This window comes from Bremerella sp. TYQ1 (assembly GCF_020150455.1).
Taxonomy (GTDB): domain Bacteria; phylum Planctomycetota; class Planctomycetia; order Pirellulales; family Pirellulaceae; genus Bremerella; species Bremerella volcania_A.
This window is the reverse complement of sequence record NZ_CP083740.1, coordinates 2,594,990-2,614,563: the sequence shown is the minus strand read 5'-3', so window position 1 is coordinate 2,614,563 and position 19,574 is coordinate 2,594,990. Positions and strand designations below refer to the sequence as shown.

16 protein-coding genes are annotated in these 19,574 nt (G+C 55.5%); 8 read left to right on the top strand and 8 right to left on the bottom strand.

Annotation, left to right across the window (positions count from 1 at the left end; genetic code table 11):
- The 5 genes from LA756_RS10135 (at nt 1) to LA756_RS10115 (ending at nt 7,296) form a co-directional block, all read left to right on the top strand.
- Nucleotides 1–1,899 (top strand): HAMP domain-containing sensor histidine kinase, encoded by a 1,899-nt coding sequence (locus LA756_RS10135; protein ID WP_224439759.1) that lies wholly within the window; start codon nt 1–3, stop codon nt 1,897–1,899.
- A gap of 82 nt (nt 1,900–1,981) precedes the next feature.
- A complete protein-coding gene (gene rnhA / locus LA756_RS10130; protein WP_224439758.1) occupies nt 1,982–2,446 on the top strand; it encodes a ribonuclease HI in 465 nt (154 codons plus the stop codon).
- Between the two features lie 30 nt (nt 2,447–2,476).
- Nucleotides 2,477–4,573, top strand: coding sequence for an ATP-dependent DNA helicase RecG (gene recG, locus LA756_RS10125; RefSeq protein ID WP_224439757.1), 2,097 nt, complete (start codon nt 2,477–2,479; stop codon nt 4,571–4,573).
- 354 nt (nt 4,574–4,927) lie between these two features.
- Nucleotides 4,928–6,466, top strand: coding sequence for a sulfatase-like hydrolase/transferase (locus LA756_RS10120; protein WP_315858347.1), 1,539 nt, complete (start codon nt 4,928–4,930; stop codon nt 6,464–6,466).
- Nucleotides 6,463–7,296, top strand: a complete 834-nt coding sequence (locus LA756_RS10115) for a leucine-rich repeat domain-containing protein (RefSeq protein ID WP_224439756.1) — start codon at nt 6,463–6,465, stop codon at nt 7,294–7,296. The genes LA756_RS10120 and LA756_RS10115 overlap by 4 nt, the downstream gene beginning before the upstream one ends.
- A gap of 71 nt (nt 7,297–7,367) precedes the next feature.
- Here LA756_RS10115 and LA756_RS10110 read toward each other — a convergent pair whose 3' ends face one another.
- From LA756_RS10110 to LA756_RS10100, 3 genes are all read right to left on the bottom strand, one after another.
- Entirely contained in the window at nt 7,368–7,790 is a 423-nt protein-coding gene (locus tag LA756_RS10110) for a hypothetical protein (RefSeq protein ID WP_224439755.1), read from the bottom strand.
- Between the two features lie 54 nt (nt 7,791–7,844).
- Nucleotides 7,845–8,921 carry a DUF1559 domain-containing protein gene (locus LA756_RS10105; protein ID WP_224439754.1) on the bottom strand — a complete coding sequence of 359 codons (1,077 nt, stop codon included), beginning with the start codon at nt 8,919–8,921 and terminating at the stop codon, nt 7,845–7,847.
- A 258-nt stretch (nt 8,922–9,179) separates the two neighbouring features.
- The gene (locus LA756_RS10100; RefSeq protein WP_224439753.1) at nt 9,180–9,899 is read right to left on the bottom strand and encodes a hypothetical protein; all 720 of its coding nucleotides are present in this window, start codon (nt 9,897–9,899) and stop codon (nt 9,180–9,182) included.
- Nucleotides 9,900–10,080: 181 nt separating this feature from the next.
- Between LA756_RS10100 and LA756_RS10095 the strand changes: the two genes are divergently transcribed.
- Complete coding sequence (locus tag LA756_RS10095; RefSeq protein WP_224439752.1) at nt 10,081–11,616, top strand: hypothetical protein; 1,536 nt, start codon at nt 10,081–10,083, stop codon at nt 11,614–11,616.
- Between the two features lie 238 nt (nt 11,617–11,854).
- On the opposite strand, the gene mqnE is transcribed toward LA756_RS10095, so the two are convergent.
- The 5 genes from mqnE to LA756_RS10070 form a co-directional block, all read right to left on the bottom strand.
- Entirely contained in the window at nt 11,855–13,006 is a 1,152-nt protein-coding gene (gene mqnE / locus LA756_RS10090) for an aminofutalosine synthase MqnE (protein WP_224439751.1), read from the bottom strand.
- Nucleotides 13,007–13,123: 117 nt separating this feature from the next.
- The gene (locus LA756_RS10085; protein ID WP_224439750.1) at nt 13,124–14,032 is read right to left on the bottom strand and encodes a UbiA-like polyprenyltransferase; all 909 of its coding nucleotides are present in this window, start codon (nt 14,030–14,032) and stop codon (nt 13,124–13,126) included.
- A complete protein-coding gene (locus tag LA756_RS10080; RefSeq protein WP_224439749.1) occupies nt 14,025–14,678 on the bottom strand; it encodes a UbiX family flavin prenyltransferase in 654 nt (217 codons plus the stop codon). Before LA756_RS10080 ends, LA756_RS10085 begins: the two co-directional genes overlap by 8 nt.
- Entirely contained in the window at nt 14,675–15,385 is a 711-nt protein-coding gene (ubiE, locus tag LA756_RS10075; RefSeq protein ID WP_224439748.1) for a bifunctional demethylmenaquinone methyltransferase/2-methoxy-6-polyprenyl-1,4-benzoquinol methylase UbiE, read from the bottom strand. Before ubiE ends, LA756_RS10080 begins: the two co-directional genes overlap by 4 nt.
- Nucleotides 15,386–15,518: 133 nt before the next feature.
- Nucleotides 15,519–17,729, bottom strand: a complete 2,211-nt coding sequence (locus tag LA756_RS10070; protein WP_224439747.1) for a cation:dicarboxylate symporter family transporter — start codon at nt 17,727–17,729, stop codon at nt 15,519–15,521.
- 396 nt (nt 17,730–18,125) lie between these two features.
- On the opposite strand from LA756_RS10070, the gene rpmE reads away from it, so the two are divergent.
- Nucleotides 18,126–18,356 (top strand): 50S ribosomal protein L31, encoded by a 231-nt coding sequence (gene rpmE, locus LA756_RS10065; RefSeq protein WP_224439746.1) that lies wholly within the window; start codon nt 18,126–18,128, stop codon nt 18,354–18,356.
- A 129-nt stretch (nt 18,357–18,485) separates the two neighbouring features.
- Entirely contained in the window at nt 18,486–19,562 is a 1,077-nt protein-coding gene (gene prfA / locus LA756_RS10060) for a peptide chain release factor 1 (RefSeq protein WP_224439745.1), read from the top strand.
- Nucleotides 19,563–19,574: the final 12 nt, after the last annotated feature.

Below are 19,574 nucleotides of genomic sequence, written 5' to 3'. Positions count from 1 at the left end.
ATGTCGTATCGTTCCATCAAGCGAGTTCTCGGCGAGACTAATCTCGAGCGAAAATGTCGCTTTCTGTACGGAACGTGCCTGCTGCTGCTGATCACCGGCAGCTTTTGGTGGTATGGGCAGTCAACCGAGCAACTGGTGCACAACAACAACTTGAGCACCGGGCGGCATCTGGTCGATGCGGTTCTGATGAAAATTCATTGGAAGCATGACGCCCAGGCTCAAAAGAACCCAGACGGTTGGGAAGAGCTCGTTCAAGATACCGGACTCGATCTCGAGTACGTCAACTACGATTGGCAAGTCATGACGCTTGACGCGGCCGATCGTGATTTGGCGGCGACCCGTCGCCCAGCCGAGCGGATCCATCTTCCTGCGGACGAAGAAGAAGCGGAAATCTTGCGAAAGCTGAAAGATATTCAGCAGACCCGCGACAAAGAGATTTTGGAAAAGTTCCTACGTACGCCAGAATTGGAAACGCAAGAGACCGCCGACGAGCTTATGCATGTCGGACGCGATAACGACAACGATGACCTGATTGCATACTCGCCGGCGTCGGAAGCGTTCTACGATGCGGAGAAAGAGCAGTACATCTACTACCAGCCGATCTACTGGAAACGTTCTTGTGCGATTGCATGCCACAACACGAATCTTGCTCCAGCGTTTCCCACAGGTGCGTTGGTTGAAAACGAGCTGCCGTTCAACGTGATTAAGATTGTCAAAAAGGACGAGATCACGCAGTTCGCACTGACGAAGAACCGTGCGTATCTGCTGGCGACGGCGATCATTACGGTCGCGCTTTCGATGATCGCACTTTACTTGATCGTGCGGTATATCATCGTGAAGCCACTGACACATCTTCGCGACGTGAGCGATGAAGTCAGCCAAGGCCATCTTGATGTTCGTGCCGAGATTTACACCGGTGATGAATTCGAAGACCTGGCCACATCATTCAACCGCATGTTGGCTCACTTAATCGATGCCCAAAACAAGCTGACGTATGTGAACCGTGACCTCGATGGCAAAGTCGATCAGTTGGCTCAAGCCAATATGCAGCTCTATGAAATGAACTGCCTGAAGAGCGACTTCCTGGCCAGCATGAGTCATGAATTGCGCACCCCGCTCAATAGTATTCTCGGTTTCTCCGACGTGCTGCGTGGTATCGATAGTTTGAATGATAAGCAGAAGCGGTACGTTGAAAACATCCAGAAGTCCGGCCGTTTGCTGCTGGACATGATCAATGACATTCTCGATCTCGCCAAAGTCGAAAGTGGCCGGATGGAAGTTCGTCCGTCGCGGTTCTCGGTGGCTTCGGTGGTGAGCGGGGCATGTGACATGGTGCGTTCGCTGACCGAGGAAAAGAACATCGACTTGACGCTGCACGTCAATGCGGAGGAAGCACCGGCGCTGCAGGATCAATCGAAGTTCCAGCAAATTTTGACGAACCTGCTTTCCAACGCAATCAAGTTCACCCCGGAAGGTGGCCGAATCGTTGTACGAGTCAATCGAGTCGACGGGCGTCTGGAACTTTCCGTAAGCGATACCGGGGTTGGTATTGCCGAGGAAGATCGGGAGATCATCTTCGAGAAGTTCCGCCAAGGGACTGCTTCTCAAGGAGATACCCTCACGCGGGAGTACTCCGGCACTGGGCTGGGGCTTTCAATCGTTCGTGAGCTTTGCCAACTGCTTGGCGGTACCGTTCGTGTTGAAAGCGAACTGGGCAAAGGGAGCACGTTTTTCGTCGACATTCCTTGGGAAATTGAAGATCGCCCTGACGTGATCGAAAACTCGTTTACGTCGCGGATCGACGAGATCACCAAGAGCAAGCATGGCGACTTTGTGCGGCTGCAAGGATCGCGTCAGGTCGAAACGCCGGAGACGATCGATTCCACCTCTTCCAGTTGACGAACTTGCAAGTGGGGCTTTATCGGGGCTGCTTCTCGCGGCATAATCGCTCGTTTAGTGAACGATCCACAGGGAGCAGTGCATGGCGGCCACTTTCGAGCCAGAAGTTCTTCTTTACACCGACGGAGCCTGTAGCGGTAACCCCGGGCCGGGCGGCTGGGCGTTCATCTTGCGGCATCCTGCCACCGGCAAAGAGATGGAAAAGTCGGGCGGCGAACGCGAAACGACCAACAACCGCATGGAACTGATGGCGGTTATTCAAGGGCTGCAAACGCTCAGCCGTGCTTGCAATATCGAGCTTTTCACCGATAGCGTCTACGTCGGCAAAGGCATGACCGAGTGGATGCCGAAATGGAAAAAGAACAACTGGCAACGCAAGGAAGGCAAGCAGTGGAAGCCGGTCAAAAACGACGACCTCTGGCGGCAGCTGGATGAACAACTGCAGAAGCATCGCGTAAAATACACTCGCGTCGCCGGTCATAGTGGCCATCCTGAAAACGATCGGTGTGACGAATTGGCCGTGGCTGCCTATCAGCCGTATCGATAATCTCGACCGATCGACCAGGTGAGGGACCGCATGTCAGACAGCCGCGCATCGACTCCGCTGCAGCGTCTTCGCACGCCGGTTCAGTTCTTGAAGGGAGTCGGTCCCCAGCGTGCTGAAAAGCTTGCGAAGCTTCAGCTTTATACGGCCCTCGATCTGATCTTCTTCTTTCCACGAGATTACCAAGACCTGAGGGAACTGGTCTCTATCGACGACTTGATCGAAGACGAACCTGCTTCCATTGCCGGGGTAATCGAAGACGTCGACTTTCGCGGAACTGGGCCTGGCCGATCAATTCTCGGCGTGCTGGTACGCGACAATCAGGCCTATCTTCGAGGCGTCTGGTTCAATCAGCCGTTCATGCGAAAACGTTTTTCGCCGGGGCAGCATGTCATCGTTTCTGGCAAGCCGCGTCACCAAGGCAATCGATGGGAAATGGCCCATCCGGTGGTCGACATCATTGAACCTGGCGAAACGCCCGAGGGGGGCAAACTGCTGCCGGTGTATCCCCTCACCGAAGGCATTCGTCAGGCACTCATGCGGAAAATGGTTCACGCCGCCCTCGATGCGTACGGTGAAGATCTGGAAGAGGTCCTCCCGGAATCGTTTCTTCAGCAGCACGAGCTGTTAACCATTCACGACGCTCTCAATAAAATCCATCGACCGGAAGCTCGCGAAGAGATGGAGGCGGCTCGCAAACGGTTCATTTACCAGGAACTGCTTGTGCTGCAGCTGGCCATGTCGCTGCGAAAACACCAACTGAATCAGCGGAAAAGTGCTTTGCCGATCCCGGTCGATTTTCGGATCGACGAACGAATTCGCAAGTTGCTTCCATTCGAGCTGACCGAAGACCAGAACAAGTCAATCCACGAAATTTGCCATGACTTGCAGCGGACCATTCCGATGAACCGCCTGCTGCAAGGAGACGTCGGAACCGGCAAAACGATGGTTTCGGTCTATGCGATGCTTGCCGCCGTTGCGGCGAAAACTCAGGCCGCGCTCATGGCTCCCACGGAAGTCTTGGCCAAGCAGCATGCTCGAACGTTGACCAAGCTGCTGAGCCATGCCAAAGTTCGTATCGGCGTGCTGACTGGCTCGCTCACGGACAAGGAACGCGCGACGCTTCTCGCAGAAGTCGCCGCGGGGGAAATCGATCTGCTGATCGGAACCCAGGCGATCATCGCTACTGAAATCACCTTCCAGAAACTGGGCCTGGTGATCATCGACGAACAGCATAAGTTCGGCGTGCGGCAAAGGGCCGCGCTGCGAAGTGCTGGCAACGATCCGCATTACCTCGTAATGACCGCGACGCCGATACCCCGGACGGTTGCCTTGGGGATGTTTGGCGATCTCGATATCTCCACGATTCGCACGGCCCCGCCTGGTCGGCAGTCGGTCAGCACGTACATCGCCGAAGACGATCAGCGGCCCAAGTGGTGGAAGTTCTTTCGCAAGAAGCTACGCGAGGGGCGGCAAGGGTATGTGGTGGCTCCACTTGTGGACGAAACGCAGCGGGAAGACTCCATCAGTGGCGTCGAACAGTTGCTCGAACATCTGGCCAATGGCGAGCTCGAGCAGTTTCGGCTCGAGATGCTGCACGGCCGTATGCCGCCGGCCGAAAAGGATGCCGTTATGCAGCGTTTTGCCCGACATGAAATTGACGTGCTGATTGCCACCACAGTGGTCGAAGTGGGCGTCGACGTGCCGAACGCGGTGATGATGACCATTGAAAGTGGCGAACGGTTCGGGCTCGCTCAGCTGCATCAGCTGCGGGGGCGTATCAGCCGCGGTAAGCACCCTGGCTATCTCTGCGTGTTTGCCAATCCGGCAACCGATGCATCTCGCGAGCGGCTCGAAGCGTTCGCTGGCACGACCGATGGGTTTGAACTGGCCGAAGTCGACTTTAAGCTGCGTGGGCCTGGCGATCTGTTTGGTTGGAAGCAACATGGGATGCCGCCACTACGAATTGCCGACCTCCAGCGCGATGGCGAACTGCTGGCGAAAGCACGCGTCGATGCGTTCTCGATCACCGATGCCGATCCGAATTTGGCAGGGGCCAAGTGGGAAAAGCTGCGGAAGATGGTGATGATACGGTACGGAAAGTCGCTCGATATCGGCGACTTAGGGTAAGTCGGTTGAATTGTCAACAAACGGCTTCGGTAACATGACACTCGTTAGGTATTATGCCGGAAAACCTGTTCAAGTGTCGAGGAATATTTGAGGATCGTGTTTGCGTAACGACTTAAGTGCGGTTGTCTTGCGCGAATCAGGTTGCATTCAATTTGCTTCCCTTATTTACTGCCGATTTGTCTGAGGGAATGGCCGCACATTTCGTCCAATCCTGGCCATCACTCGACGCATTCTTCGTGAAAAATATTTGTATACTTGGTCAATAAAAAGTTATAATACGGGCCACACGAGAATCATGCCGTCATCTTCCCAAATTAGGGCGGCGAAAGTTGCCTTCTCGAAAGCTCCCACCTCATGCCAATGCCCGTCTCTTCGCTGATTGCCTTCCTTTTCATTTTGTTCTTCGTGCCAATGGCTTGGGCGGAGGAAACGAAGTCGGACGCTTCGACGATCGACAAGCCCAACATTGTGCTAATCGTCACCGACGATCAGGCACCGTGGGCGTTTGGTCAGGCCGTCCGTGCGGGGCTCGATAAGGAAGTGCCGATCGCCGCCACGCCGAACATGGATCGACTGGCGAACGAGGGGGCCATGTTCCGCAACTTCTTCTGCACGACGCCCGTTTGCAGTCCGGCTCGTGCGGCACTGATGACCGGTCGCTACGCGAGTGAGTTGGGCATCCCCGACTTTATTCCGCAGCCGGGGCATAAGCTGTACGATCGTGAAAACGAAGTCCGGTTGGATCCCGATGCGACGATCACCCTAGCCGAGATGTTGCAAGGGGCAGGGTACCGCACCGGGCTGGTCGGCAAGTGGCATCTGGGTGACTGGACCGCCCCTGGCAACGAGCGTTTCCATCCTACGCGGCATGGCTTTGACTACTTCATGGGGCTGACCGGCGGGGGAACTTCGCCGGACAACCCGCCGCTGGAAGAGGCGGGCAAAGTACAAAAGTTCAGTGGACTGACGACCGACATCCTTACCGACCGAGCGATTGGTTTTATCGAACGCAATCGACAGCAGCCCTTCTTTTTGTGTCTCGCTACGCGTGCCCCGCACGGAAAGTGGTTGCCGGTCGCGCCCGCCGATTGGCAGCCGTATGCCGAGATGGATCCGACCATTCCCGACTATCCAGGGCTTGATGTGGCCAGGGTCAAAAAGATGATGCGCGAGTACCTGGCCAGCACATCGGGCGTCGATCGCAACTTGGGCCGCGTGCTCGATACGCTCGACACGTTAAAGTTGGCCGATAACACGGTCGTCATCTTTACCTCCGATCATGGCTTCAACATGGGGCACCATGGCATTTGGCATAAAGGAAATGGACTGTGGGCGACCGCGAAGAAGCCGCCTGGCCCAACGCATCACGGCGTGAAGGTGATCTCCAACAAGTATCGGCCGAACCTTTACGATCAGTCGCTTCGTGTGCCGGCGATTGTCCGTTGGCCGGGGAAAGTGCCAGCCGGTCATGTCATCGATTCGACCGCGACCGCGCTCGACTTGTTTCCCACATTCGCCGCGATTGCCAACACGCATTGCGACACGGCTTTGCCTGGCCGTGATCTTAGCCCGCTGCTGACAGGAAAGACGCCCAGCGATTGGAACAACGATCTGTTCGCCGAGTACGACATGATCCACTATGCGACGGCGTCGCTGCGGTGTTATCGAACCGATCGCTTCAAGTTGGTGCGTGATTATCACAACGATGGCTGCGACGAATTCTTTGATTTGCAGAACGATCCCGGTGAGAATAAAAACCTGATCGACGATCCGCGTCCCGACATTCAAGCGGCCATTACCGAGTTGGACGCAAAGCTGAAATCGCATGCCGCCATGGCGAATCTTCGGCACTTGGAACGCGAAGAGCCTTTGGGAGAAAACCAAAACGAATGACCGATCGACCAGCCATAAATCGATGGTTGCGAGTTTCTCTGCGGAGCTTGCTGGTCGTACTGACTCTGCTTGCGGTGGGACTGGGTTGGTTCGCCAATTATGCCCACAAGCGGACGACCGCCTTCGCCAAGATTGAGGAAGCTGGAGGCGAAATCCAAATGGCACCGACCAAGCCAACAATGCTGGAGCAATGGTTTGGTTCGGAGATCTTCGGAAGCGTGTATCGAATCGATCTGCGGCAAGGGAAAGAACGCGTGGACAATGCGTTGTTAGAACATCTGGGCAATCTTACCGAATTGCAGCAACTCGACCTTAGCTATGCCCACGTCGACGACGCCGGTGTGCAGCATATCGCTGAACTTCCTTTGACCGAATTGTGGCTGCAGAGTACGAAAATCACCGACGCATCGGCGGCTACGTTGTCCCAAATGCCGACGCTTGTCGATTTGCAGTTGAACTCGACAGATCTTTCCAATCAGTTTCTCGAGTCTCTTGAGCCGCTGCCGAACCTTAGAGAACTGGGCATGCGGGGGACGAAGGTGACCGGCAAAGGAATGGCGTTCATGCCACGCCATTCAAAGCTGGAACGTTTCGATGTCTATCACACCGACGTTGACGACGCTGGGGTCGCTCGCCTGACGGACTGCACCGCATTGGTACGACTGGGACTTTCCATGACAAACGTGACCGACGACGTCTTCGCCGAGTTGGCCAAGATGCCGCAACTGACCGACGTCGATCTTTCAGGCAATCGACCGGTCACCACCAAGGCCGTCAAAGCATTCGAAGCGGCCCATCCGCAGTGCGATATTGAATGGTATCGCGATTGATGTCGCAGGGGTTTGGTGAGGCTTAAGTAGGGCGGTTGAGTGTCTCTAGCCAAAGTCGTTAAGCAATACTCCTACGAGCGGCGTCGACGGGTGGGGATTTTGGTGATGTCGAAATCCATTGGAGGGCCGTCAGCGATGACTTCGACTTGTTCTGGCCAACGGAGTGTCTTCGTTTGAGGGGCAAAGTCGGCATCGGACGACTTTCCTTGCTGGCCAAGTGGAACTTCTAACAGCACTTGGTTCGCGCCCAGCGTGGCGCCGTAAACGTCGTGCATGAACTTAAGTTCGTACTTGCCAGACGCGTCGGTATAACCGGCCGATGGTCGGCCTTTCGCAGGCACGAACGTCACGAACACGCCGTTCAGTGGTGTGCCGTCGCGAGTTACCGTGCCAGAGACTGGCTCTAAAAAAGGATACGGATTACCAGAGCAACCCAGCATTGAGATTAGAGGGACGAACAAAATCAGACACGACGGCCGCAAGCAGTTGTACATCGTACTTCCTTGGAAATGTAAGAGAGCAAATGAGAACTTGATCGGAGTACGCGATTAATATTCGCCGATCACGTTGCCATCCTGTTTGTTCAAGAGCGACAAAAACGTGTAGCTGAAATCGATCGTCTCGGAAAGAAAGCGAACTGAACCATCCCCCATGGCAACCATGGCGCCGCCAGGGTGAGCCGAACGAAACGCACCATTGCGACCGACGGGCGCACACTTGGTATAGGCTGTCGCGATACTATCGTTGATAGGAACTGCGGGTAGGATCAAGTTGTCTGATCGCTGGCCACTGGCTTGTTTACCACTGGCATCGAACGCACCGGAATTCAAGATACCGCCGTGGAAGTCGGTCATCGTCGCGTTTGCATAGCCGCAATTTCCGGCGCCATAGGCCATAGGCATGAAGCTGGGTCGTGGATCCCGCTTTTCTCCATCGGCATCGTAAGAATAGTTGGACACCTCGCCGATCATAATGGTGTTGGAAGTGCCGTCGGTCACCGAGGCGAAGTTCGTTGGGCCGCCGGGTAAAGCGCTCGACGAATCAACGACATGAATGATCATTCCGGAGTGATTGTTACGTCCCAATCCAAATACATCCGGTGAAATATTCGCGAGTGTGCCAGGTTCAAATTGAGCCCCTGAAACACCGGCGTAACAGGAGATTTGGATTTCGTACGGCTCTGTGTTCGAGGCCAGCCGATGGGGCTCGTGCGGCAGCGTTTCCGGCAAAGGGCTGCTGGGACAATTGAGCGTTGAAACACGTAGTGCCGCGGTGACTTGCCAATTTAGATCTGGCCCTGAAGCGTCCTCGAAGCAGGTATTGTCAAACGTTAGCTGATCGAACGCCGCGCCTTGCTCAAGCTGCGGCAAGATGCTTCCGATCCACGAGATCTGTCGATAGTTGTTCGCGCTGCGCAGCTTGTTGTGTGGGAAGACACCATAAATGTCGGTGTAGCTATGGGCGGCGAGGGCAATCTGTTTTAAGTGATTGCTGCATTGCATGCGCCGAGCGGCTTCTCGGGCTTGTTGAACTGCCGGCAAGAGCAGAGCGATCAGTACTCCAATAATCGCAATCACAACCAGAAGTTCGACCAGGGTAAACGCTTTGCGCAGAACATTTGACATGACAAAACCCCAACTTCGAAAAAGGGAGAAATGAAAACGGAATCGGCTTGAGGAAACGATTCACAGGGATGTCTCGCTGGGCGATTCAGATGGTCATCCCAGAGAGACTTGCATGAAGTTGGGGTGAGATGAAACGAGCCCTTTCGGGTAAGGGCAAAAAATAGCTTAGGAAACTAATTGATCGTTTTCAAGCTGAAGTTTTATGTGGGCAAATTGTGACCGCATGAAACATATCGACAACGGTTCTACCCGTAGAAGTTAGTCCTTCTTCCTACCGAACTTGATGGAGAATTTGCCGTTTTCGAATTCCTCTTCAATCTTCACTTCGTCGCTTGGAGCGGCTTCTTCTTCTGGCTTGCCTTGCCACCAATCTTGGATGGCGTTCTTACCGCGCTCGGCCATGTTGGCGCCGGCTTCTTTCCATTCTGTTTTTTGGAAGCGTGAGACGACGATGTCATCGTGACCGCCGGGGTTTTGATCGGGGCCGTCGGAAGCGACTTCGACGCCGTAGCCGAACATGCTTCGCTGGACCGACAGCTTGAGGGGCCGATTCCAGATGTCGACTTCTTCCAGCGGTCCGACCGGCAATGTTGCGTCGGGGTTGGCTTTCAGCTGGGCGAAGTATTTATCGGCCGTTTTTGAAGCAACGGCCGTCGTTTGAGTGATTTGACTTTCGTGGTATCGACTGATCAGGCCGAGAACTGAGAAAATGGCGACCGGAGTGGCCACAATAATTGCCAAGACAATCCAGTGCGCCGTCAGCACGTGAGGAACCGATTTTTCGCGAGTCTCTGCCCGGCTGGCTTGGGCCTGGCGACGACTGCGAAAACGCTGGCGAGCCGGTTGAAGCCCCTTCACGAGCAACGTAATCAGGAATTCGCCGGCGAAGAATAACAGTTCCAAGCTGAGCAGAAGGAGCTCGAGCAATGCACCCGCTAGACCGACGATCGCGGCGATGAGTTCTCCGATGGCTTCCATGAAGCGATCCTGTGCAGTCAGGGAGAGGGGGAATGCCCCTATCTTGGTGGAATCGCGGCTTGCCTTCAATACATAAAACGGTGCAGGACGCCGGCTTGCCGGTTGTGTAAGATAGAAGCACGTCCTTGTCGTGGACGAAATCATGGCCGGTTCTTATTCATCTTTTCGTACGGCACATTCTATGAAATCTTTTTTGTTGGTGACGTTTGTTTTGCTAAGTGCTCTCGGCAGCACGACAGCGTTTGCGCAAGAGAAAACCGATTCCTCAGAGCTGAAATCACCAGGCTTGAAGCTGGTCGAGCCGACGATTCCGGACACGATTACTGGGTCGACAAGAGCACTCAACGAGCGCATGAGCGAAGGGGTTTCCCCAAGTGAAAACGCGGCCGTCTTCCTGGTGCAGTTGATGGGGGCCGATGTCTTCGAGCCGACGCTGCAAGAGACGTCGTTGAAGATGATGGGAATCGCGGCGTTGGATAAGGATGCTCCGCAGATGGTCTACATGCGTCCGTATGCTCAAGCCCAACATCCCGACAACGCCGAGCAGCAGCTGAAAGCACTTCAGCAAATTGAGGTGGAGTTTCATCAAACGAAGGGACAGCCATGGAAGGTGGAAGATTACCCGGCGTTGGCTGAGTATTTCGACGCCAACGAGCAGCCGCTGAACCAGCTGGTGAAGATTGCCCAGTTGCCGAAGTATTACGCTCCAGTCATCTCGCCGCAGGCCACGCCAGGCTTGGTGTCGGCTTCATTCACCATGGAATACCGTTTGCCCTATTTGACGCGTTGCCTGTCGATGCGAGCGATGCGAGACTTTGCCGCCGGCGACTTTGAAGCGGCCAGCGAACAGCTGATCGCTGCCCACAAATTGGCTTATCTCTTGGGCAAGGGATCGCCGATGGATGTATCGCTGGCCAAAGCTCATTGGATGGATGCCAATCCGTTTCGTAGCGAACTGGCGTTGCTCAAAAGCGATCAGCTGACGGCCGATCAAGCCAAAGCTTACCTGGCCAAGCTTCAAGAGCTTCCGCTGTTGCCGCCTGCGAAAACAGCGGCCGAGTTGGGCGAGCGGTTTGTCATTCAAAAAGAGATCGAATTGTTGCGGGACAACGATAGCGCGTTGTTCGCTTTCTTCGATTGGAATCCTTCGGCCCACCAGGAAGACCTGGCCAAGTTGCGTGCGGCGAAGATCAATTGGAAGCTGGCCTTCGAGCGAGCCGATGAAATCCAGAAGCAAACGATTGAGACGCTCTCGATTAAAGATCGCACCGAGCAGATGCGCGAGATCGTGCGGCTCGACCGAGAGGCGGACGCGTGGAACAAGTTGACCGCCGCGGATGAAACGTCTCTGTTGGACTCGTTGCAGAAAGACCATGACGCGGCGAGCCGCTGGATTGGCGAAGCGGTAGCGATGGCGTTGCGAACGAATCTTTGGCAGCGCGTCCATACCGAGCATCGTGGCGAAGTGCGGCGCAACTTTGCCGTCGTCGGCTTGGCGTTGGTCGCCTATCACCGCGAACAGGGCGAATACCCGACGAAGCTGGAAGATCTGGTGCCTGATTACCTGGCCGAAATGCCAACCGATTCGCACAGCAGCAAACCGTTCGACTACCGCCGCATGCAAGCCGACGAGGCCCAGTTGATCTCGTGGGGAGCCAACATGCAAGACGACACCGGGCAGTTCTTCTACGACGACCTAGTCCTACGGCTGGAGTAGGAGAGAAGCTCGTGAAGTAGCGGAAATTACTTTGCAGAGCGAACTCTTCGACTGGGTAGCCCATGGTTGCTTGCAACCTGGGGAGGTGAAGCCGAATCGAGGCTAATGCGTTAGGCTCACCCTTCGCGAAGACCTCCGTTCGCTGCGCTCCCCAGGTTGCAAGCAACCGTGGGCTACCCGAGGAAGCCCCTTGGGGGCTGCGAAAACCGGTCGGCGGTTAACTTCTCGAAAGCTGAAGTTAGCTCACTTCAATCGTTTCGCCGGTGGTCCATTGGGCCATGTTTTCCGGATCGCGGATGACGCGGTTGTAGACCGTGTCGCGTTCGACGGGTTCGCGGCCTGCTTCGACGATCAGACGTTTGATGTCGTCAACCGACATCACTTCCGGCGTCGTCGCGCCGGCATCGTGATAGATCAGCTCGTGACGCACGGTGCCGTCGAGATCGTCCGCTCCGTACGACAACGCCGTTTGAGCCGTGCCGATGCCGAGCATGATCCAGTACGCTTTGATGTGGGGGAAGTTGTCCAGCATCAGCCGCGAGATGGCCATCGTGCGAAGGTCCATCATCACGGAAGGCTTCTTCAGCTTTTTGAGCTCGGCCAGTTCGGTGTTGTCGGGGTGGAAAGCCAACGGAATGAATGTCTGGAATCCGCCGCTGACATCTTGCGTTTCTCGCAGGCGAATCAGATGGTCGATGCGGTGATAGGCGTTCTCGATGTGACCGTACAACATGGTCGCATTCGACTTGATACCCATTTCGTGGGCCGTGCGATGGATCTCGTGCCACTTGCCGGTGTCGGCTTTGTGTTCGCAGATTTGATCGCGGACTTCGCGGTGGAAGATTTCAGCACCGCCACCGGTCATGCTGCCGAGACCAGCTTCGCGGAGTGTTCCCAGTACTTCGCGAACGGGCTTCTTCGTCAGGAACTCAAACCAGTTGATTTCCACCGCGGTGAATGCTTTGAGGTGGAGCTTGGGGAATGCGTCGTGCAATTGCTTGACGATATTGACGTACCAGTCGAACTTCTTCTGGTGATGCAAACCACCGACGATGTGCATCTCGGTGCAGCCATTGTCGACCGCTTCCTGACCGCGAGCGAGAATCTGCTCGTCGCTCATCAAGTAGCCACGCGGATCGCGAAGGTCGGCCCGAAACGCGCAGAAGTTGCAGCGATAGACGCAAACGTTGGTCGGGTTGAGATGTGTGTTGATGTTGTAGTAAGCGAAGTTGCCGTTCTTGCGTTCGCGAACCAAGTTGGCCAACTGGGCGATCTCATTGAGCGGCACATCGTCCTGGTACAGGAAGATGCCTTCGTCCAAGGTCAGCCGCTCGCCGTTCTCGACCTTCTTACCGATGCTGTCCAACGAAATTTTATCTGCTCGAATCATGCCAGGTCGCAAGGTCCATTATTGGAGAAAGAACGGTTTGCCTGAGGGGTGAACCGCACTGATGGGGCAATTCTTAACCTTTATGGTCGCGATTTGCACGCCAGACTGCAAGGCGGGTCAATTCCAAAGGAGGTCTACGCTGGTGAAAATCAGCACACCAACGCCAATTACAGTATTCACATGGAAAAACGCCAAGTTCACCTTCGACAAGTCGGAGGGGCGAACCAATGCGTGTTCGTACAGCAAAAGCGCAGCCACGGCGGCAAGCCCCAGCCAATAAATCAGGCCCAACGAGGGGGCCGCAAACGGCAACGCGGCGAAAGCAAGCACGGCCAACAAATGGCTGACGGCGGCAATCCGAAGGGCGCCAGGGACGCCAAAGTTGGCTGGAACACTGCGGAGCTTGGCGTCGCGATCGAACTCGGCGTCTTGGCAGGCATAAATGATGTCGAAGCCAGCCACCCAAAACAGTACCCCCAGCCCTAAAGCGACGGCCGGAAGGATATCGGTGGGATAGGCAAGGACAATCTGACCGCGGATGGCAACCCACGCACAAATGGGGGCCAGCATCAACGATAGGCCCAGCCAATAATGGGCCAGCGAGGTGAACCGCTTGGTGTAACTGTATCCGCATAAGAATGCGAGCACGGGAACGGACAAAGCAAGCGGTAGCCAATTCGGCAGGAACAGCAGTGTAGAAGCGACGAAGCCTACACTGCAAACGACAGTGAACAGCACCACGCTTTGCACTGAAAGAATGCCGGCTGGAATATGTCGCGTGGCGGTCCGAGGGTTTTCGGCATCGATCTTTCGGTCGACCAACCGGTTGAACGCCATCGCCGCGCTGCGAGCGAATACCATGCACAGTACCACGCCCAACAGCATGGGCCAGGTGACGGAAACCGTTTCACCTTCGGGGGCCGGTAAGCACCACGCCATGATCGTCGCGAGCGCTGCAAACGGCATCGCGAAAACGGTGTGGCTGAAGCGGATCATCTCCAGGATATGACGAAGTCGCTCAGGCATCTTCTCCCCAGCGTTGCATCAATGCGTGTGGAATTTCGAGTTGGTCGAGAATGCGAGCCACCATAAAGTCGATCAGGTCGTCAAGCGACTTCACGCCGTGATACCAGCCTGGCATTGCTGGCATCACCACGGCACCCGCTTCGGTGGCTTTCTTCATGTTTTCAATATAACCAAGCGAGAGAGGTGTCTCGCGAGGGACAAGGATCAGCTTGCGGCGTTCCTTCAGGTGAACTTCGGCAGCACGCTGAATGAGATTCGAGCTGCTTCCGTGGACAATGCCTGCAAGCGTGCCTCCGGAACAAGGGCAGACGACCATCCCCGCCGAACGTGCCGAACCGCTGGCCATGGCCGACATGAAGTTGCCGAAGTGGAAATATTCCAAGTCGCCAGGCTTGGAGGGCTCGTTCAGCTCAATGGTTTTCGCGAGCCGTTTGTCGCTGGGGTCGATGGAAAGAGGGACGAGCGTTTCAGGATCGAAGTTATCGAGTTCCAACCGAATGCCCATTTCCTGCTGCAGAACGATCTTTCCGGAAGGACTGATCGAGAGCTGCACATGATGACCGCTGTGGTGCAGCACGTTGAGCAGCCGTTTCGCATAAACGGCTCCGCTGGCTCCGGTGATTCCCACAACGACAGGCCGGCTCATTTGGTCCCCACGTACAACGTTGCCACGCCGAAGGTAAACGGCTTGTAGAAGACATCTTTCAAACCAGCCCCACGCATCCTTTCAGCAAGCGCTTCCCCATGCGGGAACTCGCCGACGCTATCGGGCAGATACTTGTAGGCATCTTGTTTGTTCTTCGCCAATGCCTGGCCGACGCGGGGCAGGATGTTCTTGAAGTAGAACTGATACACGCCACGAAATGGTTGCCAGCGTGGCTGAGAGAATTCCAGGACAGCCACTTTCCCGCCTGGCTGACAAACGCGGGCCATCTCTTTCAGCCCGAGGTCGGTGTCGGCGACGTTACGCAGGCCGAATGCTACCGAGACGATTTGAAACGTGTTGTCGTCGAAGGGAAGCTGCTGCGTATCAGCTTCCTGAAAACGAACCTGACCGTTGATGCCGAGCTTTTGCTTTTTGACTTCGCCCACTTCCAGCATTTCAGGGCAGAAGTCGGTCGCTTCGACGTTCACTTTGCCGTTGGCCGCTTTGTAATAGGCCAGCGCCAAGTCGCCGGTCCCCGTGCAGACATCCAGAATGGGGCTGTCGCCGGTTGGGGGGACGATTTTTACGGTTCGCCAGCGCCAGTATTTGTCGACATTCATCGACAGCAGATGGTTCATGCGGTCGTAGTTGCCCGCAATCTCGGAGAACATCTGCCGGACCCGGGTACCCGATTTATCGATCGCCATGCTTCGTAGGGCCTGAATTGACTTAAGCCGAAGGGGTGGAAACTGTTAAATCTACCGGAAATCGGCGGCCAGGGTAACATGCCCCCTGCGGCGAATTCGACGCAGCTACCCCGCTGGAAGACCCCATGTCGGGCTATTCGACCCAGTGCAGAACGTCCCGCATCACGCACCAGCGAGGCGATTTTTCGTTTTTGACCTGACCGACGATCCATTTGCTGTACAACCGATCGAGCGTGCCGTTGGTTTGCTGAAGTTTCAGCCAGGCATTGAGGAACTTTTCCAGTTCCGGTTCGTTCAAGGGCAAAGCAAACGCAACGTGTCCCTTAAATTGCGGCTGCGGGATCGCCACGTCGTAGCGAGGATAAAGAATGGTGTACGCCGAACCTCCCTCGGCGGTCATCAGGATGGCGTCGAAAGGCTTGTCGGACTGCTCGAAGAACTCACGCGGCGAGTTCACGTAGACGACATTGGCCTCCGGCAAGTGGCGTTTGACATTTTCGGAAAGTCGCCGGCCCGTGGTGGCAATCCGGAAACCGTTCTTCTGACGGATATCTTCCCAGCGTGCCACTTCGTCGCGACGATGATCTTCAATAACAATCGCCGCGGTGATCGACATGTAAGGCTCGCTCAGCGACAGCCGAGCCAGGCGTTCGGCGGTGACCATCAGCCCGCCGATGGCGAGATCGATCTGCCCGCTCTTCAGTTGTTCGTCGCGGGTCTCGTAGGTCCAGGGGATGAACTCCAATCGAAGATCGAGCGTCGCCGCAAGTTCATGCATCAGGGCCACGTCGTAGCCGACAAGCTGGTCTTCATCGTTGAAGAAGCAGAAAGGGTACATCTCGGGATGGTAGCCGACTCGCAGGACTTTCCGTTCCAAGATTTGTTCGAGACGTGGGAGTTCGCTTTCGGCAGGGTCGATTTCATGGGCGACGCGAAGTACATCGGCTTCGACTTCGGACTTCACCTGCATTTGCATCAGCGTCTCTTGAGCCAGGTCGGAGTTACCCATGATCGAACTGAATCCGGCGCGAGCACCGAGCAAAACGGCGACCGTCAAAACCGAACCGCTGACGGCCAGGATCACGCACTGACGCACTTTGATCTTCAGGTTTCCGGTCGCTGCCGAGGTGGCGATCAACGTGAATGCGAACAGGTTCATCGTCGCTAACAACGTGGCGAACCAACCGTTGACCACTCCTGTGACGACGTACAACTGGTAGGTGTCCGATGGGATTCGCATTTGATCCAACAGAAACGGCAACGCCAAGTCGACACCGCCAAAGAGCGAGAACAAGCCGAGGATGGAAAAGTTAGGGTAGTCGGCCAACGTGACTTGATTGCCGGTATACCATCCGGCGAATAGGACAAACGCCAACGTCAGCAGCTTGCCAAGATTCGGAAAGTTAAACGAGACAGGGATCAGCACTTCGATGTAGCTGTCGGTGTCGTCATTGCGTAGCCCGGCACGCTCGAACAACGTTTTTCCGTTTTCAATAAGCAGTGGCAAGACGATAAACAGATTGCCGGTCACAAACCCAGTAAGCATCGCCGAGCGGCATGCCCGTAGGACATCGCCAAACCGAAAGGGCGTAAGGATGGCGACCATCGCCGGCATGATGAAAAACGTCAGCAGCAACGTCAGCAGAATAAACGATCCGATGTAAACCTGCAGCCGGCCTAGTTCCTGAATGGTCATTGTCCCCGCAGCGTTTGCGGCAATGGCAAACAGCCCGAAAGGAGCAAGCCGAACGACCAGCACGGCGACGCGCGTGAGAACCATCGAGGCAACCGAAAGCAGATCGAGCATGATCTTCTTTTTGTCCGCTTCGATGCCAATCAGGGCGATTCCGACGACAACACTGAAGACGGCGACCGCCGGGACAACGGTTTCCGCCATCGAGCGAAACGGATTGATCGGAATGTACAAATTGATGAAGTCGATCTCTTTGACTTCGGTCATGCTGGGGCTGAAGAACGAGCCGGCCTCGACAATGGGGTAGGCCAGGGGAGCAAGAAAGACGCACACAAACGCCAAGATCCACGAGCCCAGCAGCACCACTCCGGCGGTCAAAGCCAAGCGAATGGCCTTGGTGGCGATCAGCGAACCAATGCCGCCGATCAGCGAGACCATCATGTACGGCAAGATCGACATCTGTAGCAGGCCCACGTAGGCCCGACCGATGATCCCTAGCCATGCACAGGACTCGCCAAAAAAGATGCCGCAAGCAATCCCGAGGGCCAGGCCAATGACGATCCGCGTTGAAAGGTTCAAGCGGAACTTACGCTTCTTTGGCGGTGCGGCTTCTTCGGTCCGTTTGACATTGGGGGAGGCTATTTCATTCATCGTGAAAGCAAAGACATCCCTGACAGATCGAGTCGATCGCCGTTGAAGTTCGCAAAAGCTAATGGTTACCGAGCAGATTCTCCTTAGGCACAAGCTGTGCCGACGGGCGACAGTTGGCCGTCAGGGTATCTCTAAGTCACTTTGAGATAAGGCGTTAGCGATATTTGGTAGATGTCCTTGGCATGGCGCCATGCCGGAATCGTAAGCAGGCTGCCCACCAAAGTTGCGATAGCAAAAGAAGTTACGGCTAATAGGTGGGGATCGATCGCAGTGAGAGGGGTGTGATGTGCGATTGCCGATCTTGACTGCCGGCTCTATAATCGTAGGTTTTCCAGCATATCAGGGGAACGGACCGGCGCAGGGCTCGTCCGCGAACTTGTCACGGAGTGAAGAGCGATGAAAGAAAATATCCACCCAAAATACCAGGACACCGTCGTTAAGTGCGGTTGTGGCAACTCGTTCACCACGCGTAGCACCCGCAAAGAAATCGTGGTCGACGTTTGTAACACGTGCCACCCTTTCTACACCGGTAAGGAACGTTTCCTGGACTCAGGCGGTCGTATCGAGAAGTTCAAGAACAAGTTTGCCGGCAACTACGCGAGCCTGTCGAAGAAAAAGAAGAAGTAGCTTCTTCCCATCTGAACGTCACAATCACGCGAGTTTCCTGTCGTTGGGGACTCGCGTGTTTTCGTAGATTGCCACCTTCGGCCGCTGATTCTCCTTTCCGTTTCGGCCACTCTCAGGACGATACCTCCCATGCGCGAGATTTTGGAAGAAAAGCTTTCTCGCTTCGAGTTCCTCGAAAAGCAGATGAGCGACCCCGACGTGTTGGCCAACTCGTCGCAGATGGCAAGCGTCGCGCGCGAGCATGGTTCGTTGGCACGTATCGCGACGCGTTATCGCCAGTTCAAAGAGATTGTCGGTGAGATCGACGATGCTCGTGAACTGATGGAAAGCGACGATGCCGAAATGGCCGAACTTGCCGAAGCGGATCTCGCCGATCTGAAAGAGAAACGCGAGAAAGTTTGGCGCGATCTGCTGGACATGACCATCGGTGGTGAAGATGCCGATCGTGACAAGATTGTCCTGGAAATCCGAGCGGGAACCGGGGGTGACGAAGCGGCCCTCTTCGCACGGGACTTGTACGAAATGTACAAGCGTTTCGCCGAAGGCAAGAAGTGGAAGTATGAGATCATGGAATCGAACCCAACCGAATTGGGTGGGTTCAAAGAAGTGATTATCTCTGTCCACGGCGAAGGCGTTTACCGCGAGATGCAGTACGAAAGTGGCGGCCACCGCGTGCAGCGTGTTCCGGAAACGGAAACCAAAGGACGCGTACAGACATCGGCCGCTACTGTCGCGGTGATGGCCGAACCAGAAGAAGTCGAGTTCAATCTCAATCCCGACAGCTACACCGTCGAACGTTATGCGGCCAGTAGCGGCCCCGGCGGTCAGCACGTGAACAAAACGGCATCGGCCGTGCGACTGATTCACCAGGAAACGGGCGTCATCGTTCAGTGCTGCGAAGAACGTAGCCAGCATAAGAACCTGGAACGTGCGCTGCGACTGCTGAAGACGAAGCTGTATGAATCGCAGCGAGAAAAAGAAGCGAAGGAACGTGCCGACGAGCGAAAGAGCCTTGTCGGTTCCGGCGACCGTAGCCAGCGTATTCGCACCTATAACTTCCCGGAAAACCGTATTTCCGACCACCGCATCAACCTGACGCTGTATAAGTTGGATCAGATCATGACTGGCAATCTTCAGCCGGTGATCGATGCGTTGATCGACCACGACCGAGAGCAACTTCGCGGTTCGATGGGAGACCTCGACTAAGCCGCGAGCCTG